General features: G+C 71.3%; 16 protein-coding genes. 5 read left to right on the top strand and 11 right to left on the bottom strand.

Features of this window, described 5'->3' with window-relative positions:
- The 6 genes from N7L95_RS25565 to N7L95_RS25590 form a co-directional block, all read right to left on the bottom strand.
- Positions 1-5244, bottom strand: a complete 5244-nt coding sequence (locus tag N7L95_RS25565; RefSeq protein ID WP_301260444.1) for a non-ribosomal peptide synthetase — start codon at positions 5242-5244, stop codon at positions 1-3.
- A gap of 25 nt (positions 5245-5269) precedes the next feature.
- Positions 5270-6268: a TauD/TfdA family dioxygenase gene (locus tag N7L95_RS25570; protein WP_301260445.1), complete on the bottom strand. Its 999-nt coding sequence runs from the start codon at positions 6266-6268 to the stop codon at positions 5270-5272.
- Between the two features lie 51 nt (positions 6269-6319).
- Entirely contained in the window at positions 6320-7045 is a 726-nt protein-coding gene (locus tag N7L95_RS25575; RefSeq protein ID WP_301260446.1) for a thioesterase II family protein, read from the bottom strand.
- A gap of 5 nt (positions 7046-7050) precedes the next feature.
- Complete coding sequence (locus tag N7L95_RS25580; RefSeq protein ID WP_301260447.1) at positions 7051-7290, bottom strand: MbtH family protein; 240 nt, start codon at positions 7288-7290, stop codon at positions 7051-7053.
- A gap of 380 nt (positions 7291-7670) precedes the next feature.
- Complete coding sequence (locus N7L95_RS25585) at positions 7671-7949, bottom strand: FecR/PupR family sigma factor regulator (protein ID WP_301260448.1); 279 nt, start codon at positions 7947-7949, stop codon at positions 7671-7673.
- A 112-nt stretch (positions 7950-8061) separates the two neighbouring features.
- Positions 8062-8583, bottom strand: coding sequence for a sigma-70 family RNA polymerase sigma factor (locus tag N7L95_RS25590; RefSeq protein WP_301260449.1), 522 nt, complete (start codon positions 8581-8583; stop codon positions 8062-8064).
- A 384-nt stretch (positions 8584-8967) separates the two neighbouring features.
- Here N7L95_RS25590 and N7L95_RS25595 point away from each other — a divergent pair, with 384 nt between their 5' ends.
- A complete protein-coding gene (locus tag N7L95_RS25595) occupies positions 8968-9567 on the top strand; it encodes a GAD-like domain-containing protein (protein ID WP_301260450.1) in 600 nt (199 codons plus the stop codon).
- Positions 9568-9589: 22 nt separating this feature from the next.
- Here the strand turns inward: N7L95_RS25595 and N7L95_RS25600 are convergent, their stop codons facing one another.
- The gene (locus N7L95_RS25600) at positions 9590-12475 is read right to left on the bottom strand and encodes a PAS domain-containing protein (RefSeq protein WP_301260451.1); all 2886 of its coding nucleotides are present in this window, start codon (positions 12473-12475) and stop codon (positions 9590-9592) included.
- A 249-nt stretch (positions 12476-12724) separates the two neighbouring features.
- Here N7L95_RS25600 and N7L95_RS25605 point away from each other — a divergent pair, with 249 nt between their 5' ends.
- From N7L95_RS25605 to N7L95_RS25615, 3 genes are all read left to right on the top strand, one after another.
- A complete protein-coding gene (locus tag N7L95_RS25605; protein WP_301260452.1) occupies positions 12725-14776 on the top strand; it encodes a bifunctional 2',3'-cyclic-nucleotide 2'-phosphodiesterase/3'-nucleotidase in 2052 nt (683 codons plus the stop codon).
- Complete coding sequence (locus N7L95_RS25610; RefSeq protein WP_301260453.1) at positions 14773-15294, top strand: tetratricopeptide repeat protein; 522 nt, start codon at positions 14773-14775, stop codon at positions 15292-15294. The genes N7L95_RS25605 and N7L95_RS25610 overlap by 4 nt, the downstream gene beginning before the upstream one ends.
- Positions 15295-15427: 133 nt before the next feature.
- Positions 15428-16741 (top strand): M16 family metallopeptidase, encoded by a 1314-nt coding sequence (locus tag N7L95_RS25615; RefSeq protein WP_301260454.1) that lies wholly within the window; start codon positions 15428-15430, stop codon positions 16739-16741.
- 78 nt (positions 16742-16819) lie between these two features.
- Here N7L95_RS25615 and dkgB read toward each other — a convergent pair whose 3' ends face one another.
- Positions 16820-17617, bottom strand: coding sequence for a 2,5-didehydrogluconate reductase DkgB (gene dkgB, locus N7L95_RS25620; protein WP_301260455.1), 798 nt, complete (start codon positions 17615-17617; stop codon positions 16820-16822).
- Positions 17614-18879, bottom strand: coding sequence for an MFS transporter (locus N7L95_RS25625; RefSeq protein ID WP_301260456.1), 1266 nt, complete (start codon positions 18877-18879; stop codon positions 17614-17616). Before N7L95_RS25625 ends, dkgB begins: the two co-directional genes overlap by 4 nt.
- Before the next feature lie 105 nt (positions 18880-18984).
- Here N7L95_RS25625 and N7L95_RS25630 point away from each other — a divergent pair, with 105 nt between their 5' ends.
- Entirely contained in the window at positions 18985-19905 is a 921-nt protein-coding gene (locus N7L95_RS25630) for a LysR substrate-binding domain-containing protein (protein ID WP_301260457.1), read from the top strand.
- Positions 19906-21068: 1163 nt separating this feature from the next.
- On the opposite strand, the gene N7L95_RS25635 is transcribed toward N7L95_RS25630, so the two are convergent.
- Both N7L95_RS25635 and N7L95_RS25640 read right to left on the bottom strand, forming a co-directional pair.
- Positions 21069-21899 carry an HDOD domain-containing protein gene (locus N7L95_RS25635; protein WP_301260458.1) on the bottom strand — a complete coding sequence of 277 codons (831 nt, stop codon included), beginning with the start codon at positions 21897-21899 and terminating at the stop codon, positions 21069-21071.
- Positions 21900-22299: 400 nt separating this feature from the next.
- Positions 22300-23454, bottom strand: a complete 1155-nt coding sequence (locus N7L95_RS25640) for an ABC transporter substrate-binding protein (protein WP_301260459.1) — start codon at positions 23452-23454, stop codon at positions 22300-22302.
- Positions 23455-23576 lie beyond the last annotated feature (122 nt).

The following is a 23576-nucleotide window of genomic DNA, read 5'->3' on the forward strand; positions in this document are numbered from 1 at the left end:
TCATGCCTCGAAGTCGTTCAACAGGCGGTCCATCTCGGCCAGGCGGTCCTGGCGCGATGCGGCCTGCCGGTACCAGTCGGTGGGCAGGCCGGCCGCCAGCGCGGCCAGCGTCGGCTGCTCGAAGAAGCGCCGCACCGGCAGCTCGCAGCCATGGCGCTGCTGCAGCAGCGCCGTTACCTGCACCGCTGCCAGCGAATGGCCGCCCAGCTCGAAGAAGTTGTCGTGTCGCCCCACGCGCGGCAGGCCCAGCACCTCGGCCCACAAGGCGGCCAGGGCGGCTTCGGCCTCGCCCTGCGGCGCTTCGTGGCGGCTGTCGTCGCCGCCGCCGGGCACCGGCAGGGCCTGCCGGTCCAGCTTGCCGCCGGGGCCCAGCGGCAGGGCCGGCAGCACGACGATGGCCGAGGGCAGCAGGTGCTCCGGCAGGCGTGCGGCGAGGCGCTCGCGCAGCGCGGCCGCATCGAGCGACTGCGGCGCCACCCAGGCCACCAGCCGCAGGCCGGCCGGCCCGGGCAGGGCCTGCACCGCCGCGTCCTGCACGCCAGGCTCGGCCAGCAGGCAGGCGCGCAGCTCGCCGGGCTCGATGCGCAGGCCGCGGATCTTCACCTGCTCGTCCACCCGGCCCAGGTGCTCCAGCTGCCCGTCGGCTCGCCAGCGCACCCGGTCGCCGCTGCGGTAGAGGCGGCCGCCCGCGACATCGAAGGGGTCGGCGACGAAGCGCTCGGCCGTCAGCCCCGGCCGCTGCAGGTAGCCGCGGGCCAGCAGCGCGCCGCCGATGTACAGCTCGCCGGCCACACCGGGTGGCACCGGCTGCAGCTCGGCGTCCAGCACATGCAGCCGGCGGCCGGGCAGGGGCCGCCCGATGGGCGGTGCCTGCTCGGCGTGGCAGCCGTCGTCCTGCGCCGGGCAGGCCCAGGCGCAGGCAGTCACCACCGCCTCGGTCGGGCCATAGGCATTGAGCAGCCGCACCGTGGACGGCATGGCCGCGCGCCAGGCGGCCAGGGCCGGCGCCGTCATGGCCTCGCCGCCGGCCACCATCAGCCGCAGCGCGCCAAAGTCGCGCCGGCCCTGGCGGGCGGCGTCCTGCACCAGCAGCTGCCAGTAGGCGGTGGTGAGGTCGGCCACGCTGATGCGCCGTGCCAGCAGCTCGCGGTGGAAGGTCTCGCTGTCCCACAACGCCTCGCCGCGCAGCACGAGGGCGGCACCGGCGCACAGCGTGGCGAAGCACTGTTCGACGAAGGCGTCGAAGCTGATCGTGGCGAACTGCAGCACCCGGTCCCCGGGCACCAGGCCCAGCCAGCCGATGGCCGCCTGCACGTGGGCCGCCAGCGCCTGGTGGGCCACCGCCACCCCCTTGGGCCGGCCGGTGGAGCCGGAGGTGTAGATCACATAGGCCAGTTGCTGGCCGTGCACCGCAGGCAACGGCCGGGCCGCATCGGCCGCCGCCGCGGCCGGGGCATCCAGCTCCAGCACCGGCACGCCGCTGTCAGGCACCCGCTCGCGCACGGCAGCCTGGGCGAGCAACAGGTCCAGGCCGCTGTCGGCCACCATGCCAGCCAGCCGGTCGCGGGGATAGGCCGGGTCCAGCGGCACATAGGCAGCGCCGGCCTTCAGGATGGCGAGCACCGCCACCACCATGCCAATGCCACGCTCCACCGCCAGGCCCACCCGCGCCTGGGCCGGCAGGCCAGTGGCCAGCAGGCGCTGCGCCAGGCGGCCGGCACGGGCATCCAGCTCGGCATAGGTCAGCACTTCCTCGCCGAACACCAGGGCCGGTGCCTGCGGCGCGTGCGCCGCGCGCTGCTCGATGAGGTGGTGCACCGGCAGGCTGCCGGCCTCAATCGTGGCCGCCGGTGCTTCGCCCCATTGGCGCAGCAGCGCGAGCTCGGCCTCGTCCAGCAGCGGCACGTCGGCCACGGCCTGCCCGGGCTGCTGCGCCAGCGCCTGCAGCAGCGTCCGGTAGTGGCGCGCCAGCCGCTCGATGGTGGCCGGCTCGAACAGCTCGCCCGCATAGGTCAGCGTGGCCTGCACGCCGCCGTCGGGCAGCTCGACGGTGTCCAGCACCAGCTCGAACTGCGCGGTCGGCTCGGTGAAGGCCTGCAGCTCCACGCCGAGCCCCGGCACCGCGCGCAGCACGCGCACCGCCTCGTCGCGATGGTTGTGCATGACCTGGAACAGCGGCGTGTGCTCGCGGCTGCGGGGCGGCTGCAGCAGCTCCACCAGGCGGTCGAAAGACAATCCGGCATGCGACTGCGCGCCGAGCGCCGCGACACGCGCCTGCGCCAGCACCTGGGCCAGCGGCAGCCGGCCGTGGACCTGGTTGCGCAGCACCAGGGTGTCGACGAAGAAGCCGATCACGCCTTCGGCCTCCAGCCGGTCGCGGCGGGACGCCGGCACGCCGATGCGCAGGTCGGCCTGCCCGCTCCAGCGGTGGAGCAAAGCCTGGAAGCCGGCCAGCAGCGTCATGAACAGGGTGGCGTCCTGCGCTGCCGCGGTGCCGCGCAGCCCGGCGACGAGGGCCGCCGGCAGTGCGAAGGTGTGCGCGGCGGCGCGCTGGCTGCCTGCGGCGCCGCGCGGGCGGTCGGCCGGCAGCCGCAGCACCGGGTGCTCGTCGCCCAGCTGCGCCCGCCAGTAGGCCAGCAGCCGGGCTTCCTCGGCCTGGCCGAGCGCGCCGCCGGCATGCAGCCAGGCCGCATGGTCGGCGTACTGCAGCGGCAGCGGTGCCAGGCCGGCGGGCTGGCCAGCGATGGCGGCGGCATAGAGGGCCAGCCATTCATCGACCAGGATCTGCATCGACGCCCCGTCGCTCACGATGTGGTGCATCACCACCACCAGCCGGTGCTCGTCCTCCGCCAGCCGCTGCAGCGCGGCACGCAGCAGCGGGCCGCGGGTCAGGTCGAAGGCCTGCTCCAGCAGCGCCCGCGCCTGGGACCCGGCCTGCCCGGGCGGGCTGCTGCGCAGGTCGTGCTGCTCCAGTTGCACCGCCGCGGTGGGCTGGATGCGCTGCACCGGCCGCCCGTCGGCGCCGCTGCCGAACACGGTGCGCAGCGATTCATGGCGCAGCACCAGCGCGTCCAGCGCCGCCTGCAGTGCGGCCACGTCGAGCTGGCCCTTCAGGTGCAGCATGCCGCCCAGGTGGTAGGCGCTGTCCTGCGGCTGCAACTGCCACAGGAACCACTGGCGCTGCTGGGCCGGCGACAAGGGCAGCGGGCCGTCGCGGTGGGCCAGCCGGGGGATGGCCACGGGCGTGCTGCCACCGCCGGCAGTCCGGCGGCGATCGATCTCGGCAGCCAGCGCCTGCAGCCGCGGGTGCTCGAATACCACCGGGGCCGGGCAGTCGATGCCCCACTGCCCGGCGATGCGCGCCGCCAGGCGCACCGCCCGCAGGGAGTTGCCGCCGGCGCTGAAGAAATGCGCCTCGCGCGTCGGCGCGGCGCCCAGCACCTGCTGCCACAGCGCGGCCAGGGCCTGCTCGGTCTCGCCCTGCGGCGCGCTTGCGGCGGCCGGGGACGCATCGCCACCGCGGGTGAAGCGGCCGTGCTCGTGGATGGCATAGGCGTCCAGGCTGCCGTCCTGCCAGCGGCGGCGGCAGGCGGCGCGCTGCAGCTTGCCGCTGGAGGTCTTGGGCAGGCCGCCGGGCTGCAGCAGCACCACCACCGCCGCCGCCTCGCCGCACACACCGCTGACCACCTGCTGCAAGGCCTCCACCAGCGCCGCCGGGGGCACCAGCTTCTGCAGCCCGCGCGAGACCTCGGCCGCCAGGCCGACGCCCTCGCCACCGTCCACGCCAGGCACCGCGAAGGCGGCGACCCGGCCCTTGCGCACGGCTTCCACCTCGGCCTCCACGGCCTGCTCGATGTCCTGCGGATAGAGGTTGCGGCCGCGCAGGATGATCAGGTCTTTCAGCCGGCCGGCAATGTAGAGCTGCCCGTCGTGCCAGAAGCCAAGGTCGCCGGTGCGCAGCCAGCGGCCGCCCGGGTGCGCGACGAAGCTGGCCGCGCTGTCCTCGGGGCGGCGCCAGTAGCCGCCTGCGATGCTGGGGCCGGCCACCCAGATCTCGCCCACCTCGCCGTCGGGCAGCGGCTGCCCGCCTTCGGGCGCGACGATCTGCACCCGGTGCTCCGGCGGCGTGCCGCCGCAGGCCACCAGCGTGCTGCCCTGCGCCGCCACCGGCCGGGCCCGGCCCTGCCCCAGCGCCGCGGTGTCAAAGCCGCAGGCCACCATGCCGGTGCCGCGCACACCGCCGCTCACCAGCAGTGTGGCCTCGGCCAGGCCATAGCACGGGTAGACCGCCGAAGCGGCGAAGCCGGCCGGCGCAAAACGCTCGACGAAGCCCTGCAGTGTGTCATGCCGCACCGGCTCGGCGCCCGAGAAGGCGACGCGCCAGCTCGACAGGTCGAGCCCTTCGAGCTGGGCCGGCTTGACACGCTCCAGGCACAGCCGGAAGGCAAAGTCGGGCCCGCCGCTGATGGTGCCGCGATGCCGCGAGATCGCCTGCAGCCAGCGCACCGGCCGCTCCAGGAAGTACTGCGGGCTCATCAGCACCACCCGCAGCCCGCGGAACAGCGCCTGCAGCAGTCCGCCGATCAGGCCCATGTCGTGGTACAGCGGCAGCCAGGACACGAACACGTCGTCGTCCCGCACCGACATGCTGGCCTCGATGGCGCGCTCATTGGCCATCAGGTTGGCATGACTCACCATCACGCCCTTGGGACTCGCGGTGGAGCCCGAGGTGTACTGCAGGAAGGCGATGTCACCGTCCGCCGGCGCATGCTCGCGCCAGTCGTCGGCGCGGGCCTCTGGCACGCTGTCCACCGCGATGCAGGCCGGCGCCAGGCGCTGCACCTGCTCGCCCACCAAAGCGAGCAGGGTGCTGCTGCCCAGCACGCAGGCCGCCTCGCAGTCGGCGGCGATGGCCACCAGCCGGGCCAGGTGCTGTTCGCGCGCTGACTCCGGCGGGAACACCGGCACCGCGATCAGCCCGGCATACAGGCAGGCGAAGAAGGCGGCCACATAGTGCTCGTCGTTGTCCAGCAGCAGCAGGGCGCGCTCACCGACGGCGAAGCGGCCCTGCAGCTCGGCGGCGATGGCCCGCGCACGGCGATCGAGCGCGGCATAGTCGAGGCAGGTCTCGCCGGCCTGCGACAGCGCGATCAGCGCGGTGTCCGGGCCGCGCGTGGCGGCCATCGAGCGCAGGTGGGCCACCATGTGGCGGGCGGTGGGACGGGGCAGGTGCTTGTCGTGCATGGTCAATGGCAAGGAAGCCGCGGCATCAGGCCGCCTGCGCCGCGACGTCGCGCGGCATCTCGTTGCGGGGCAGGTTGCCGTGCGGCTCGGCCATCGCCACCACCACCTTGCGCGGCCCTTCGAAGGGCGCGCGCGCATGGGCGACGAGCATGTTGTCGAGCATCAGCACGTCACCGGCCTCCCAGCGGAAGCTGACGGTCTCCGCCGCCAGCACCGCCCGCACCTCGTCGAACACCGCATCGGGGATCGGCCGGCCGTCGGCGAAGTACACATTGCGCGGCAGGCCCTCGATGCCGAACAGCTCCTCCAGCGACTCGCGCACTTCGGGCTGCAGGTTGGACACATGGAACAGGTGGCCCTGGTTGAACCACACCCGCTCGCCAGTGCGCGGGTGGGTCTCCACCGCCTGGCACAGCTGGGTCGTGCGCAGGCCGCCGTCGTCCTTCCATTCGCAATGGATGTGGGCGCGCCGGCAGAAGGCCTCCACCGCGCTGCGGTCCTCGGTGTTGAAGACCTGCTGCCACGGCACGTCGAAATCGTCGTAGTTGCGCGTGTACAGCAGTCCGGGCTCGAACAGCTGGCGGATGCGCTCGGGCATGCGCCGCAGGATGGCGCGGCTGTCGGCAATGGGCGTCTGGCCGCCAACCGGCGAGGCCGTCACGCAGTGGAACCAGATCTTCATCGGCCATTCCCGCGTGTAGGCCTGCTCGTTGTGCAGCGGGATGTGCTGGTGCGCGGGGTATTCGGTGGAGGTGTAGACGCCCGAGCCCACCTTGCTGCGCGGCGTCGAGGCGAACTCGTACGACAGCAGCGGATGGCCGAAGGACAGCGCGAACTGCTGGAAGTGCTGCACCGACGGCACCGAGAAACCGCGCAGCAGCACGCCGCCCACCTCGGCCAGCCGGGACTCGATCTCGGCGCCCAGGCGCGCACAGGTGTCCAGCAGCGGCTCGCCGGCCCAGGATGGGGTGAGGAGCACCGGCAGCTCCGACCCTGCAGGTGCCGTGCGTTCGAATGGTGTCATGCGTGAACTCCTTGTGGCCGGCGCCCGGCCGGCGGCGGGGAAAGAAGGGAATCAGCCGTTGGCCACGCTGGCCCGGCCGGCGGCGCACCGGTCGTCGCGCAGCAGTTCATCCACCAGGGCTTGCAATACCCGCTCTTCCTGCTCGCGGATGAAGAAGTGCCCGCCGGTGAACCACTGCAAGGTGAAGACCCCGCCGGCCTCGCGGCGCCAGGCCTGCAGGCCTGCCGGTGCAATGCGATCCTCGCGGCCCGCCAGCACGTGCACGGGCAAGCCAAGGGGCAGCGACGGCAGGGGCCGGTAGCTGGCGCAGACCCGGTAGTCGGCCCGCAGGGTCTGCAGCGCCAGCGCCAGCAGCTCGGGGTGATCCAGCACCTCCTGCGGCGTGCCGCCCTGGCGCTTCAGGTCGGCGAGCAGGCTGGCGTCGTCGTCGCCGGCGGGAAAGCGCTGCGGGTCACGCTGCGTCGGCGCCGCGCAGGCAGCGACGAACAGGGCCGAGGCTCCCAGCCGCCGCGCCATGCCGTGCGCGAGCAGGGCGCCCATGCTGTGGCCGAACAGGGCCCGGCGGCCGGGCGGCCGGGCGGCCTGTTCCTCGCACAGGAGATCGAGCAGGCGGTCGAAGTCCTCCACCGGCGGCTCGGCCAGCCGCAGCCCACGCCCCGGCAGCTCCACGGGGACCACTCGCAGCCAGGCCGGCAGATGGCGCCGCCAGCGCAGGTACATCGTCGCGCTGGCACCGGCGCAGGGCAGGCACAGCAGGTCGATCGGCGCAGCGTGCACGGCGGTCACTGCTGCAGCGGGCTCTCGGTGGCCTGCGCTTCCATCCAGCGCCGCAGCGACAGCGGGCGCATGTCGGTCCAGACCTGCTCGATGTGCTCCAGGCAGGTCTTCTTGTCGCCCTGCACCCCGGTGTCGCGCCAGCCTCCCGGTACCGGCTTCCACTCCGGCCAGAGGGAGTACTGTTCTTCATGGTTGACCAGGACGCGGAACACACCGTCCTCGCGATCGAAACAACTCGCCGACATGGCGACCTCCTCATGCAGGTTGAACACGGGCAGCCGGCGACCCGTGGCGGGTGCCTTGCGCTGCTCCAGCTACATGACGGTTGGGGACCACCGGTTGTTTAGGCCTGGCGCCTGATGGCCTGATGGCAAGGCGGCACAGCTGCAGCCATGCAGCCATGCAGCCATGCAGCTATGCAGCTATGCAGCTATGCAGCTATGCAGCTATGCAGCTATGCAGCTATGCAGCTATGCAGCTATGCAGCTATGCAGCAGCAGGCCAGCACTGACCTCGAGGCAGGCAGGCGCAGGCCCACCCGGGCCGCGTCCCGTTGCAGTCGTGAAGGAAGGGAGAGGAACGCGCAGCCCATGCCATGGCGGCACGGGCTGGCAGGAAGTGGGACTCAGGTGGACGACAAGTTGTCGTCGCCGTCCTCGTCGTTGCCGCCTTGCGGCTCGTCATCCCCGGCCGGCGGTGCGGCCTCGGCATGGGCCAGCGGCACCAGGCCGCTGAGCAGCCACAGGCGGGCGGCTGCGTCGTAGGTCTTGCGGTTGGCCGGGTCGGCCTGCAGCCAGGCCTGCAGTTCGGCCCGCTCCGCGTCGCCCAGGGCATGCTCATGCTCGCGCATGACCCAGGACCAGGCGGCATCCCACCGCGGGTCGTCTTGCTCTTCGGTACTCATGGCTGCCCGGCCTCCTGTCGCTGGCATTGCTGCTGGCTATGTAGACGATCGAGGGACCGTCTTGTTCGGGCATCGATTTTAAGTGGCGCGCCTGGCGGCGCTGCCCGGCCTCTCAGCCACGCGCCAGCAGGTGCCGGCAACCGCTCAGCGCTTGGGTGGCATCGCGGATCATCGAGTTGACCAGCGCCGCCGACACGCCGAGCTGCTCGCCGATGGCGCGCTGCGTGAGCCCGCCCACCCGGTAGAGCTCGAAGGCCTGGCGCGTGCGGGCCGGCAGGCCGGCCAGCACCCGGTCGACAATCTGCAGATTCTGGCGGCTGATGGCGTATTCGTCCGGCGTGCCCTGGGCCGCCGGCACGTGCAGGCCGTCTTCCTCATCGGCAAACACGGTGGATTCCAGGGCCAGCCGGCGCCGGCAGTCGATCGCCAGGTTGCGCACCACCTGGAAACAATAGGCCAGCGGCTGCTGGATCGAGAACGCCGAGGCCGCTCCGCTCAGCTTGAGGTAGGCCTCCTGCACCACGTCCTCCGCCAGCTCGCGCTGCCCGGTGATCTTCTGCGCCACACCCCTCAGCTGCGCCCGGTGGGCGACAAACACACCGCCCAGCCCCTCGGGCTCATGATCGATCGACACCGCGTTCCTCCTCGACAGTTCCCGAACTCTCTCAATGAGAGTGATTCTCATTATTATGAAGAAACTTGAGGCGCATCATTGTCTGGGCCAGTAACACGGTCTTTCAAAACCATGACGCGGGTTCGGGGTAGGGCGGTGCAGGCGGCCGGCCCGGCGGCGCTTCACCACTGTCGAGCGTCAAGCGGCCAAGGCGGCGAGTTGCATCAGCGGCGAGACAGTGCGGCGAAGGCGGCGGGCCGTGCTGGACGCACGGCGCCATCCGTGCCCCTGAGCGGCCGCCGGCCGGCTTTCCTGCCCGGCATCGCGGTGGAGAAAATCGGCAGCATCGCGCCCCTTCCCGCCCTCATCCCCGGGCCCACCCCTTCATCACCGCCCCGCACCACCATGAGCTCCTCCATCGCCCTGCAGGCCTTCATCGACCACTGCCCGCCCTCCGGCCCCCTCGTCAAGGCGGATGACGCCCTGCTGCGCCGCTACCGCGGGCTGCTGCCCGACACGCTGCTCGAGCTGTGGTCGGTCCACGGCTTCGGCCTCTATGCCGGCGGCCTGCTCCAGCTGGTGAATCCCGACGACTACAAGGCAGCCCTCTACGAATGGCTGATGTACGACGAGGAAGATCCCTCGCGGCTGCCAATCGCCGTCTCGGCCTTCGGCAAGCTGTTCTACTACCGCCGCCTGACCGAGACCGACGAGGACATCTCCTGCATCGACCCCGAGGACCGCGAGGGCAGCGCCCTGGTGTGCGCCTGGTCGCTCGACGAGTTCTTCCGCGAATGGCTCACCGACCCGGCCTTTGCCGGCTCGGCACTCGACCAGGCCTTGTTCGATGAGGCGGTGTCGCTGCATGGGCCGCTCGCGCCCGGGCAGGTGTTCTGCTTCACGCCGTCGCTGCGGCTGGGCGGCCGGCGCGATGCACGCCACGTGGCCAAGGGCGATGCGGCGGTGCACCTGCACCTGCTCTACGAGATCGCCACCGGCGGTTGACCGCCGGTGGCCGGGCGGCTGCTCAGCGCCTGAGCGCGGTCCGCACTGCGTCGATCAGCGCCTGCGGTGTCACGGGCTTTTGCAGCACCGTGTAGCCCTGCTCGGTGGCCACCGCCATTTCGCGGCTGTAGCCGGTGGCCAGCAGCACCGGCAGCCCCGGCCGCGATTCGCCCACCCAGCGCGCCAGCGCCACCCCGCTGACCGGCCCCGGCATCACCAGGTCGCTGAGCACCAGGTCGACACCCCGCCCCTGCGGCGACAGCAGGTGGGCCCGCGCTTGTTCGCCGTTGCCCAGGTGCAGCACGGCGCAGCCGGCGGCCTCGAGCAGCTCGCGGGTGGTGGTGCCGACTTCCGGGTTGTCCTCGACCAGCAGGATGCTGGCCTGCAGCCGTGCAGCATGGCCGGTGCGCGCCGCCGGCGGGGCGGCCACCGCCTCGCCGGTGGCCGGCAGCAGCAGCGTGACGGTGGTCGACACGCCGGGCTCGCTGGCGATCTCCAGCCGGCCACCGGCCTGCGATGCAAAGCCGTAGACCTGGCTCAGGCCCAGCCCGGTGCCGCGTCCGGGTTCCTTGGTGGTGAAGAATGGCTCGAACACCCGCGACAGCAACTCGGGGGCGATGCCGTGGCCGGTGTCCGCCACCTCGATGGCGATCAGCCCCGGGCCATCGGTCGCCGCACCCGCCACCGGCCGCACCCTTATGCTCAGCACCCCGCCCTCCGGCATCGCGTCGCGCGAGTTCATCGCCAGGTTGATGATGGCCAGCTCCAGCTCGGACCGGTCGGCCTTCAGGGCCGGCGTGTCCGGCGCCACTTCGAGGCGCATCTCCACCTGCCCGCCCAGCGTCGCCTGCAGCACTTCCCGCAACTCGGGCAGTTCCCGCTGCAGCAGGATGGCCTCCGGGCGGATCGCCTGGCGGCGCGCAAAGGCCAGCAACTGCCGCGTCAGCCGCGCACCGGTCTCGGTGGCCCGGGCAATCGCGGCCAGCTGCGGGCTGTCATGGCAGGCCGGCGACAGGCGCCGGTGCAGGTAGAGGTTGTTGGACACCACCGCCAGCAAGTTGTTGAAGTCATGCGCCACGCCGCCGGTGAGCTGGCCCATGGCTTCCAGCTTCTGGCTCTGCCGCAGGGCCTCCTCAGCCTGTTGCAGGGCCCGGGCCTGCGCCTTCTGCGCGGTGACGTCACGCCCGTAGGCAAACACCAGCTCGCCCTCGGCCGCGGTGTGCCAGGAAATCCAGCGCGGCGTGCCGTCGCGGTGCCGGTAGCGGTTCTCGAAGTCGGTCAGGTCGCTGTCGTGGGCGGCCTCGTCGAGGCCACCCTGCGTCCGCACCGCGTCCTCGGGCCAGACGAATTCCAGGAAGCTGCGGCCCACCACCTCATGCGGCTCATGGCCGAGGATGGCCGTCCAGGCCGGGTTCACCGCGCGAAGGATGCCGTCGGCCCCGACGACCACCAGCAGGTCGCGCGAGTTCTGCCACACCCGGTCGCGCTCGGCGGTGCGCTCGGCCACCTGCCGCTCCAGCGACGCAGTGAGGGCCAGCAGGTCTTTCTCGGCCCGCCGCCGGGCCACCGCCGTGCGGGTGCGCTCGGCCACCTGGCGGATGAAGCCCAGCTCCTCGGTCGACCAGGTCCGCGGTGCGGCATGGTTGAGGTACAGCAGTGCCACCAGGCCGCGTTGCTCGGTCACCGGCATGTTGACCACCGATTGCGCGCTGATCGCCTTGAGCGCCGCCGCATTGGCCTGGGTGCGCGGGTCCTGCTCGGCATCGGCGAACACCACCGTCTCGCCCCGCTTCAGGTCCTCGATGTAGGAGCCGTAGTCGCGCAGGTGCAGCACACCGGCCAGGCTGCGGATGCCGGGGGCATTCCAGTCGCGCTCGATGACGACCGTCTCGGCCACCGGGTCGATGGTGCCGTAGCCGGCCCGGCTCACACCGAGCGATCGCCCCAGCAGCTCGGCCGCTGCAAACGACAGGTCGGCCGGCTCGCTGAGGTCGCGGAACCGGTCGTCCAGTTCGACCAGCAGCGCCTGTCGCCGCTCGTTGGCGCGCAGCTCGGCCTGGGCCTGGCAGGCCTCGGTGACGTCGTGGCCCTCGACGAAGATGCCTTCGACGCGGCCCGTCTCGTCCAGGATGGGCTCGTAGATGAAGTCCAGGTAATGCTCGTCCGGCACGGCATCGGCGCCCCGGAAGCGCACCGGTACCTGGGCGGCGATGTAGCGCCGCCCGGTGGCATACACCTGGTCCAGCAGCTCGAAGAACCCCTGTCCCGCCACATCCGGAAAGGCATCGCGCACGCTGCGGCCGATCAGGTCGCGGTGGCCAACGAGCCGGGTGTAGGCATCGTTGACGAACTCGAAGATGTGCTGCGGCCCGTGCAGGATCGCGATGAAGCCCGGCGCCTGCTGGAACAGCCGGCGCTGGCGCTCCTGCGCGGCGGCCTGGCGGCGGTCGGCCAGCACCTGGCGGGTGGTCTCGATGCAGGCGCCGAACAGGCCGGCCACCTCGCCCTGCTCGTCGCGCGCCGGGGTGTAGGAGAAGGCGAAGTGCGCTTCCTCCAGCCGGCCATGGCGATCGAGCATCAGGGAAAAGTCCTCCATGTGCACCGCCTCGCCGGAGAACACGCGGTCGAACAGCGGTTGTAGCGCCTCGCGCGCCTCACCCCACACCTGCAACGCCGGCTGCCCGAGCGCCGCCGGGTGCTTGCGGCCCAGGATGGGCACGAAGGCATCGTTGTAGAGCCAGACCTGCCCAGGGCCCCAGGCCATGAACATCGGCTGCGTGGAGGCCAGCATCACGCCGACCAGCGTCTTCAGCGACGGCGGCCACCCGCTGGGCGGGCCCAGCGGCGTCGCGGCCCAGTCGTGGCCGGCCATCAGCGCCGCCATGGCGCCGCCGGCACGCTCGAACACCGGGCGGTCGCGCCTGCCGGTGCCGGGCTGGCCCTGCCCTCTCCTTGCGTGCGGTCGGTCGTGGTCTGTCAAAACGCGAAGCCTTCTCGGGGAACGGGAATGTGCGTCTTGCAGTGTACCGAGCAGGCGTGCCCGGGCCGTCCCACCCCCTTTCCGCCCCCACCAGCGGCCACCCCGCACCCCAGCCGCTGTCATGCCCGCTTCACGTGGGCTGTGAATACTGCGCGGTCTTTGACTCACGAGGTCCCCGTGCTCCCTACCCGACCCTCCACTGCCCGCCTGGCCGGCACCGCCGCGCTGGCCCTGTTGACGCTGCATGGCTGCGGCGGCGGAAGCTCCGGCTCCGGCACGCCGCCGCGCGAGACGCCGGCGGTGGCCGAAGGCACCCGCACCACGGTGGCGCTGCTGGAGACGACCGACCTGCACAACAACGTGCTCAGCTACGACTACTTCCGCCTGGCCGAGGACAAGTCGCTCGGCTTCGAGCGGGTGGCCACGCTGATCCAGCAGGCCCGCAAGGAGTATCCCAACCACGTGCTGCTGGACAACGGCGACACCATCCAGGGCTCGGCACTGGCCGACTACCAGGCACTGGTCAAGCCGTTGTCGTGCGACCAGACGCTGGCCATGTACAAGGTGATGAACGCCCTGAAGTACGACGGCGCCGGTGTCGGCAACCATGAATTCAACTACGGCCTGCCCTTCCTGAACCAGGTGACCGGCAGCCGCTTCGAGGTGGACGGCGTGGCCGCCGGCACGCCCTGCGCCGGCCCGGACTTCCCGTTGGTGCTGTCCAATGTGGTCAGCCTCAAGAGTGGCGCACCGCTGTTCAGCCCGTGGCGCATCCTCACCAAGACCTTCACCGCCACCGGCCCGGACGGCCGCGCGGTGGCGGTGCCGGTGCGCATCGGCATCATCGGCTTCACGCCGCCGGCCATCATGGCCTGGGACAAGCGCTGGCTCGACGGCAAGGTGGCCACCCGCGGCGTGGTGGAGTCGGCACAACGCTATGTGCCCGAGATGCGGGCGCAGGGGGCCGACCTGGTGGTGGCCATCGCGCACGGCGGGCTGGACGATTCGCCCTACCACCCGGACATGGAGAACGCCAGCTGGCACCTGGCCCGCAGCGGCGGCATCGATGCGATGCTGATCGGCCATTCGCACCAGGTGTTCCCCAACCCCGGCAGCACGGTGCCGCAGTTCAACCTGCCGGGCGTGGACAAGGCCAGAGGCACGGTGCATGGCGTGCCGACCGTCATGGCCAACTACTGGGGCCGGCATCTGGGGCTGATCAAGCTGGAGCTGGTCTTCCACGACGGCAAGTGGTCGGTCGACACCAACCGCACCCAGGTGGAAGCACGCTCGACACAGCAGGCTGACAAGAGCTATGTCGAGGTCGCGCCGGAAGTGGCCCGCGCCGTCGAGGCGGAACACCAGGCCACCATCGCCTACGTCAAGACGCCGATCGGCAGCACCGACTTCCGCATGAACACCTATTTCGCCGACGTCGGCGACGTGTCGGCCATCCAGGTGGTCAACCAGGCGCAGGCGGCCTATGTAGCCGACTACATCGCCGCCAACCTGCCGCAGTACGCGGCCCTGCCGGTGCTGTCGGTCAGCGCGCCCTTCAAGAGCGGCTTCGGCGGCGGCAGCGACTACACCGACGTCGCGCAGGGCCAGCTCGCCATCAACAACGCGGCCGACCTCTACCTGTACCCGAACACGGTCTATGCGGTGAAGGTCAGCGGCAGCGAACTGCGCGCCTGGCTGGAGACCGCCGCGCAGCGCTTCAACCGGATCGACCCGGCGCGCAGCGACGACCAGTGGCTCATCAGCGGCTTCCCCGGCTACAACTTCGACGTGCTGACCTCGCCCGACCTGAGCTACGAGATTGACGTGACCCAAGCGGTGGGCAGCCGCATCAAGGAGCTGCGCTACAAGGGCCAGCCGCTCGCGGCCGATGCGCAGTTCATCGTCGCCACCAACAACTACCGGGCCAGCGGCGGCGGCGGCTTCCCCGGGCTGGACGGCAGCAAGACCGTCTACGCCTCGCCCGACGCCAACCGGGATGTGCTGATTGCCTACATCAAGGCCAACCGCGACCTGACGCGGGCCGCCAACGGGTCGGCACGCAGCTGGCGCTTCAGCAAGGTCGCCACGCAGGGGCGGGTGCTGTTCAAGTCGGCAGCCGGGCAGCTGGCACTGGCGCACGCCGCCGGACTGAGCACGGTCTCGGTGGTGAACAACGACGACGGCAGCGGCAAGAACCTGGCGGTCTACGCGATCGACCTGCAGCAATGATGCGCCGGCTGCTGACCCTGTGCTCCGCCGCCCTGCTGCTCGGCTGCGGCAGCGACCCGCAGGCCGAGCTGGCCGCCGGCAAGCGCTTGCTGCTGCAGGCCGGCGCGGATGCCGGTGCGGTACAGGCCGGGCTGCTCCACCTGCAGGCCGCGGCGGACGAGGGACTGCCCGCAGCGGCCTACCACCTCGGCCTGCTCTACCGGCGCGGCGCGCCCGGCGTGCCGGCCGATGCAGCGGCCGCCGAGCGCTGGCTGGTCATGGCGGCGCAAGCCGGCCTGCCGCAGGCCCAGTTCGCGCTGGCGCAGGCCCTGCGGGCACCGGCCGGCGGGCCGGCCCGCGAAGCAGAGGCCCGCCATTGGCTGGAACGGGCCGCCGAGCAGGAACTGCCCGAGGCCCACCTGGCGCTGGCACTGGCGCACCGCCATGGCGAACTCGGCCTGGAACCGGACGACCGCACCGCCCAGCTGCATTTCATGGAAGCGCAGCACGCGCTGCGGCATCCCCGGCCGGCGCCCTGACAGGGCCGGCGCGCCGGCGTCCCGGGCCAGCGCCGGGCGATGCATCTCGGGCCACAATCAGGCAGCAGCGCCGCAGGCCGTCCCCTCCAGCCGGCGCGCCCGACCTGCCCTCCCCCGCCCGAGCCCGCCACCGATGACCGACCACCGCCTGGATTCCGACACCTCCCTCATCACCCTGCACAACGGCGTGCGCGTGCTCGCCATCGACATGCCGCACCTGGAGACCGCCAGCGTCAGCGTGTTCGTGCGCAGCGGCAGCCAGCATGAAAGCCGGTCGCTGAACGGCATCAGCCACCTGGTGGAGCACATGGCCTTCAAGGGCACGCTGACGCGCGACTGCCAGCAGATCAACCTCGATGCCGAGCGGCTGGGCGCGGAGGTCAATGCCCATACCGACAAGGACCACACCGCGTACCACATGCGGGGACTGGCGCGCGACGCCGAACGCTTCGTGCAGATGCTGGGCGACATCGTGCAGAACGGCACCTACCCCGAGGCCGAGCTCGAGCGCGAGCGCCAGGTGATCCTGCAGGAGTACATGGAGGACGAGGACGACGCGCTGTCCACCGCCTACAAGCTGTTCGACAAGACCTGCTTCGGCAGCCACGCGGTGGCGCAGCCCATCATTGGCACGCGGGCCAACATCGAGCGCTTCACGCGCGAGGACCTGGTGGGCTATGTGCAGCGGCAATACACCGCCGCCAACGTGGTGGTGGGCGTCGCCGGCCCGGTGGCTGCCGAGCAGATGGCTAGGGCGGCGGAAGCGGCCTTCGGCGCCATGCCCACCGGCACGCCGCACCGGGTGGCGCCGCCCGAGTACCGGGGCGGCATCCGGGCCAGCCGGCTGCCCGGCTACAGCCAGTCGCACGTCGTGCTGGGCTTTCCCACGCCGGCGCTGCACGACCCGCGGCACCATGCCAGCGTGCTGGCCGCGGCGCTGTTCGGCGAAGGCATGAGCTCGCCCCTGCTGGATCAGGTGAGGGAGCGGCTGGGCCTGGTCTACCACGCGGCCTGCTCGGCGGACGTGATGGAGCTGTGCGGCCAGTTCGTGATCGAGGCCTCCACCGTGCCCGAACACCTCGAGCCCCTGCTGGTGACGGTCATGCGCCTGCTGCGGGAGCACGCGGATGCCACCAACCCGGTGGGCCTGGAGCGCGCGCGCAACCAGATCGTGGTGCGGCAGCTGCAGAACCAGGAGCGGTCGTTTGGCCGCCTGGAGGCAGCTGCGCAGGATGTGTTCGTCTACGGCCGGGTGCGGCCCGGCGCCGAGCTGCGCGCCTGCCTGCAGGAGGTGACGCCCGCTCAGGTGCGCGACGCCTTCGCGCAGATGCTGGCTTGCCCGCTGGCGCTGGCCATCGCCGGCAAGGTCAGCCTGGCCACCAAGGACCGGGTGCGGGCGCTGGTGGCCGAAGCGGGCGGCACGCCGCTGCCCTCGGACGCGGCCTGAGCCGGCGCCGCCGCCTCGCGGCTTTTTTGGCCGGCAGGCCACCGCCGCGCCCGGCCACTTCGGCGCGGGCCTGTCGCTTCAGTCCCAGGCCGGTGCCAGGCCCGGCGGGTTGGCCTGGCGGTCATCGCGATCCAGCGCGTCGATCTGCGCCATGTCCTGCGCACTCAGCCGCAGCTCCTGCGCCCGCAGGTTGCTTTCCAGGTTGGCGCGGCGGGTGGACGACGGAATCACCGCATATCCCTGCTGCAGCGCCCAGGCCAGCACCACCTGGGCCGGCGTGGCCGCCTGGCGCCGGGCAATGGCCTGGATGACAGCGTCCTGCAGCACCTTGCCATAGGCGAGCGTCATGTAGGAGGTGAGGTGCAGCCCGCGGCGGCGCGCATGCGCCACCACCTTGCGGTTTTGCAGGTAGGGATGGAGCTCCACCTGGTTGGTGGCGAGGGGCAGGCCGGTGGCCAAGGCCTCGTCCATCAGCGCCACCGTGAAGTTGGAGACGCCGATCTGGCCGGTGAGGCCGGCGGCTTGCGCCTCGGCCAGCGCCCCCAGCGTCTCGGCCAGCGGCACGGCGCCGCCGGGCGAGGGCCAGTGGATCAGCGTCAGGTCCACCTGCTCCAGGCGCAGGCGGTGCAGGCTGTCCTTCAAGCTCGGCACCAGCCGGTCGCCAGAGAGCTGGTCGGTCCAGATCTTGGTGGTGACGAACAGCGCTCGGCGCGGCACGCCGCTGCCGGCGATGGCCTCGCCGACCTCGGCTTCATTGCCATAGATCTGCGCCGTGTCGACATGGCGGTAGCCAAGCGCCAGCGCCTGGCGCACTGAATCGACGGCCGTCTGGCCCTGCAGGCGGAAGGTGCCGACGCCAAAGGCGGGAAGGCTCATGGAGAACTCCAGTGAAGGTGTGAAAGGATGCAGCGCGAGGGGCCGGCAGCGCCTCGGTGGCCCCCGCTGTAGGCGGCCCGGCTGCGCGCGCCGCCGGCTGCCGGGTCGCGGCGGTCCAGGCGGCCGCTCCACGCGGTGAGTGCCCAGGCCCCCAGCACCACCACCGCGCCGATCCACGGCGTGTGCATCAGCCCGAGCCGCGCCACGATGCCGCCGCCCAGCCAGGCTCCGGCGGCAATGCCGAGATTGAAGGCCGCGATGTTGAGGCCGGAGGCCACATCCACCGCCTGGGGCGCGAAGCGCTCGGCCTGCTGCACCACGTAGACCTGCAGGCCCGCCACGTTGCCGAAGGCGACCGCCCCCCACAGGAGCACCGTGCCCACCACCAGCCAGGGCGAAGCGGCCGTGAGGCCAAGCAGGGCCAGCACGCCCGCCAGCAGCGCGAAGATCAGCTTCAAGGCAGCCACCGGCCCGCGGCGGTCCGCCAGCCGGCCGCCCCACAGGTTGCCCACCGCCACCGACACGCCATAGGCCAGCATCACCAGCCCGACGGCCGAAGCGCCGAAGCCCGACACCTGCTCGAGGATGGGCGCCAGGTAGGTGAAGGCCACGAAGGAGCCGCCGTAGCCCACCGCCGTCATGGCATACACCAGCAGCAGGCGGCCTTGCTTCAGCACCCCCAGTTGCTGCCGCAGCGAGGCCGGCGCCCGGTGGCGAATGCCGGCCGGCACGAAGGCCAGGCTCGCGCCGAAGGCCAGCACCCCGAGCGCGGCGACGGCCAGGAAGGTCAGCCGCCAACCGGCATGCTGGCCGATGAAGGTGCCCAGCGGGACGCCGGTGACCAGCGCCACCGTGAGGCCGCTGAACATGGTGGCGATCGCGCTCGCCGCCCGGTCCGCGGGCACCAGGCCGGTGGCCAGGGTGGAGCCGATGGAGAAGAACACGCCGTGAGCCAGCCCGGTGAGGACGCGGGCCGCCACCAGCGTTCCGTAGCCCGGCGCCTGCCAGGCCAGCAGGTTGCCGGCGGTGAACAGGACCATCAGCGCCAGCAGCAGCGTCTTGCGCGGCAGGCGGCCGGTGAGCGCGGTGAGCACCGGCGCCCCCACTGCCACACCGAGCGCGTAGAGGCTCACCAGCAGGCCGGCGGAAGGCAGGCTGACGCGCAGGTCGGCCGCCATGGTGGGCAGCAGCCCGACGATGACGAATTCGGTTGTCCCGATGGCGAATGCGCTGATGGTCAGCGCCAGCAGGGCCAGTGGCATGAGGTGGACTCCGGGCAAGGAAAGGTGGAAGGCCCGCAGTCTGCATGCCGCTTCATTTGCGAAACAGACGCTTCAGTGCAGAATATTCTTGACTGCGAATCAAGAATGAAGACAAGCCTGGACGAACTGCTGGCCTTCACCACGGTGGTGGACACCGGCTCCATCACCGCCGCGGCCGAGCAGCTGGGCCAGACGGTGTCCGGCATCAGCCGGGCCCTGCAGCGGCTGGAGCAGAAGCTCGGCACCACGCTGTTGCGACGCACAACACGCCGGCTGGAACTGACGGAAGAGGGCCAGGTGTTCCTGGCCCATGCCCGGCGCATCCTCGACGCGGTGGAGACGGCCGAAGACGACATGTCGCAACGCCGGCAGAAGCCGGCCGGTCGCTTGCGGGTCAATGCCGCTTCGCCCTTCATGCTGCATGTGGTGGTGCCGCTGGTGGGCGAGTTCCGCCGGCGCTATCCGGATATCGAGCTGGAGCTGCACAGCAGCGACAACATCATCGACCTGCTGGAGCAACGCACCGACCTGGCGCTGCGCATTGGCGCGCTGCGTGATTCCAGCCTGCATGCGCGGCCGCTCGGCAGCAGCCGGCTGCGGGTGCTGGCCAGCCCCGCCTACCTGAAGCGGCAGGGGCGACCACGCAGCGTCGCCAAGCTGCAGCAGCACAGCCTGCTCGGCTTCACGCAGCCGGAAAGCCTGAACCGATGGCCGCTGCGCCATCCCTTGGGCGAGCAGCTGCCGATCAGGCCGGCCGTGGCGGCTTCCAGCGGCGAGACGCTTCGGCAGCTTGCGCTCGCGGGCGAAGGCCTGGTGTGCCTGGCCGATTTCATGACCGCGGGCGACCGGGCGCGGGGCGATCTGGTGCAAGTGCTGCTGCGCGAGACGGTCGAGGTGATGCAGCCGATCCATGCGGTGTACTACCGCAACACGCAGCTGGCGTCGCGCATCCAGTGTTTTCTCGACTATCTGGCGAGCCGGATGGGTGCGGAGGGTGGTGTCGCCGAGCGGCTCGGGAGCCCTTGAGATGCCGCCCGGGCGCGGGCGGCCGCCGTGCAGCAACACCGGCGGCGGTGCCCCGCCCGCGCAGGAGCGCGACGGCAGCAAGGGCCACTGTGTCAGGCAGCTCGCTTGTTCTCGATGTTGCGGCCCGGCTCAGGCCGCAGCTGGTTCCGGTCCGGCCCGCGGGCCGGCAGGCGACGGCGCGGGCGCCTGCCTGCGGTCGAGCGGCGTGTGGGGAAGGCGGGTGGCCGATCGATCCATGTTGCGGCTTGGCTTAGGTCCCAGCCGGTTCCGGTCCGGCCCGCGGGTCGGCAGGCGATGGCGCCGGCGCCTGCCTGCGGTCGAGCGGCGTGTGGGGAAGGCGGGTGACCGATCGATCCGTGCTGCGGCTCGGCTCAGGCCCCAGCCAGCTCCCTCTCGGTCTGGCCGGTGGATCGGCAGGCGACAGCGCGGGCGCCTGCCTGCGGTCGAGCGGCCTGTGCGGAAGGCGGGTGATCGATCGATCCGTGTTGCGGCTCGGCTCAGGCCGCAGCCAGCTCCCTCCCGGTCCGGCCGGTGGATCGACAGGCGACAGCGCCGGCGCCTGCCTGCGGTCGAGCGGCCTGTGCGGAAGGCGGGTGATCGATCGATCCGTGTTGTGGCTCGGCTCAGGCCCCAGCCAGCTCCCTCCCGCCCCGGCCGGCGGGCCGGCGGGCGACAGCGCGGGCGCTGCCTGCGGTCGACCGGCCTGTGCGGAAGGCGGGTGGTAGATCGATCCGTGCTGCGGCTCGGCTCAGGCCGCAGCCAGCTCCCTCTCGGTCCGGCCGGTGGATCGGCAGGCGACAGCGCGGGCGCCTGCCTGCGGTCGAGCGGCCTGTGAGGAAGACGGGTGACCGATCGATCCGTGTTGCGGCTCGGCTCAGGCCCCAGCCAGCTCCCTCCCGGTCCAGCCGGTGGATCGGCAGGCGACAGCGTGGGCGCCTGCTTGCGGTCGAGCGGCCTGTGAGGAAGACGGGTGACCGATCGATCCGTGTTGCGGCTCGGCTCAGGCCGCAGCCAGCTCCCTCCCGCCTCGGCCGGCGGGCCGGCGGGCGACAGCGCGGGCGCCTGCCTGCGGTCGAACGGCCTGTGCAGAAGGTGGGCGACCGATCGATCCGGCATGATGGCGCCGCGGTGCCCCGGCGCCGTCGGTGGTTCGGTCTGCCGGTTCAGTGCGACAGCATGGCCGACATCCCGTCGGTCACGTCGCCGGCTTCCACCAGCTTGTCACGCAACCAGGGACGGTCGATGTGCAGGTGCTCGAGCAGCTCCGGCACCGCGGCCTCCAGCGCGGCCAGCGGCGCTGTGCCGAGCTCCTGGGCATCGGCCAGCACTTCCGCCATGCGAAGCACGGCGGCCAGCAGGCAGAAGCGGCGTGCGGCGAGCGGCTCGGAAGCGTCGGCAAAGGCTTGCACGAGCACCGGCGGGAAGCGCCACTGACGGGCCAGCTCCGCCGTGACGTCACTGTGGGTGCAGCCAAATCGGTTGATCTCCAGGGACAGCCGGCACCCGGCTTCGGTGACATGCGCTTCCTCGTCGGCGACCAGGGCAGGTTCGGACATCGCGATCAGGACCTGGCCGGTGCGCAGCATGAGCCCAGCCAGGTAGGCCACCTCGCTGTCGATTTGCAGCCAGCGGCCCAGCAGCTTCGCATAGCCGGCGGTCGCCAGGCTGTGGCGCCAGAACCGGGCCCGGTCCAGGCCTTGCGCCTGCGGGAAGGCACCGACGATGCAGGCCGCCAGGGCCAGGTCGCGCAGCGTGTCGAGGCCCAGCACCGTCGATGCGTCGGTCAGCGTCGCCACATCGTTGGCAGGCCGATAACGGGCCGAATTGGCCAGCCGCAGCACCTTGGCCGCCAGGGCCGCGTCTTTCGAGATCAAGGTCGACAGCTGGCCCAGGCTGGCGTTTTCGTCGTCGAAGCTGCGCATCAGCTGTCGTGCCACCTCCGGCATCGTGGGCAGGGCTCGCAGGTTGTCGAGGTATTTTTGGGCAGCGGTCATGGACGAGGCTCAGGCAGAAAGGTGAACACTCCATCGGTATCGACCGATGCGCCGGCCGGCATATGCGGACAAGCCCCAGTTCGAGAGAAGACGGCTCGACCGTCGCCGTGCGGCCGGCCGCCAACCGGATTCGAGCACCGGGCACGCCCGCTTGAACCGGCCGCTGCCGCTGCCGACGGCACTCACCGCGGGTCTCTGCATCCCTGGCGGCCCGGGTCGGCTGCCCTTGTCGGGCGTGACCGGATCCGGGCGCCCTTGCCGGGCGGGGTCGTTCGCTCTGCCCGCCCGGCCCTCCCTCGCGACCCGCTGTGCGGGCCGGGCCGCCCCACGGCAGTCCCCGGGGCCTCAAGTCCGCGCCTCGCGCCGCCCAACGTGCCCAGCCTGGGGTCCGAGCGACAGGTCAGCGCCGGACCTTGCCGTCTTCGGTCAGCATGGACAGCTCCACGAAGGTCGAGCCGACGTGCTTGGCATTGCTGAAGCTGACGCTGAAGCCGCCGAAGGAGGTGTTCACCGACTCGAGGCCCGCAATGAGGCCGTCCGGCGTCAGCTTCGGCGCCTTGCGCAGCCCTTCGGCGAGCACCTTGGCGGCGATGTAGCCCTCGATGCTCGAGTAGTTCGGTTGGGCATTGCCGCCCGCCCGCTGCACTGCCTGCAGGTACTCGCGCGAGATGGCGGTGGTGGTACTGAAGGGGAAGGGCATCACCTGGCTCACCACAACACCATGGCCCTTTCTGCCCAGTTCATCGGCCAGCGCCTGCGTGCCGACAAAGGAAACGTTGTAGAAGGTGCCACCGTAGCCAGCCTGCCGGGCCGAAGTGATGAAGGCGGCGCAGCTGCGGTAGGCGCCCACTTGCACGATGGCGTCGGGCTTCGCGGCGACGATGGTCTTCACCGCGCTGGAGACATCGGTGGTGTTGCGCTCGACCGTCCCCGTGGCGACCGGCTCCAGACCCTTGGCCTTCAGCGCGCGCTGAACGCCCTCCAGCCCGGCGAGGCCGTAGCTGTCGTTCTGGTAGAACACCGCCACCCGCGACAGACCGACAGAGGTGAGTTGCTTGACGATGAGCGCCGTCTCGTCGAAGTACGACGCCCGCAGGTGGAACACGTTCCGTGCCTTGTTGTCACGCAATGCCGGCGCACCCGTCACCGGCGCGAAGAATGGAATGCGCCGTTCCTGCGCGAGCGGCAAGGCCGCCAGGCTGGTCGGTGTGCCAACATAGCCAAACAGGGCGAAGACGTCGTCGTTCAGCAGGGTCTGGGTGTTGGCCTTGCAGCGCTGAGGGTCGTAGCCGTCATCCAGCGTGCGCAGCTCGATGAGTCGCCCGTTGATGCCACCCGCTGCATTCAGCGCATTGAAGTAGATCTGCGCGCCGCGTCGCACTTCCATTCCCAGTTGGGCATTTGGCCCGGTCATCGGCGCCGACTGTCCGAGAACGATGCGGCCCTCAGTCTGCGCCCAGGCCGGAACGGCCACGGTCGCGGCGCCGGCCGCGATACGAGTGATGGCTTGCCGGCGCGTCAGGCTACGCGCAGCAACGGGAAACTTGCTTGTCATCGGAACGGACTAAAAGGTGAACGACGCCAGGCCAATGAAAGTTTGACTGCCTGGTGAAACTTACAGTTTACTACAACTAGGTAGTTACCCTAGGTCGATTTGTGGTGGATCAAGCGCCGTGG

The sequence above is a fragment of the Eleftheria terrae genome (genome assembly GCF_030419005.1).
GTDB lineage: Bacteria > Pseudomonadota > Gammaproteobacteria > Burkholderiales > Burkholderiaceae_C > Caldimonas > Caldimonas terrae.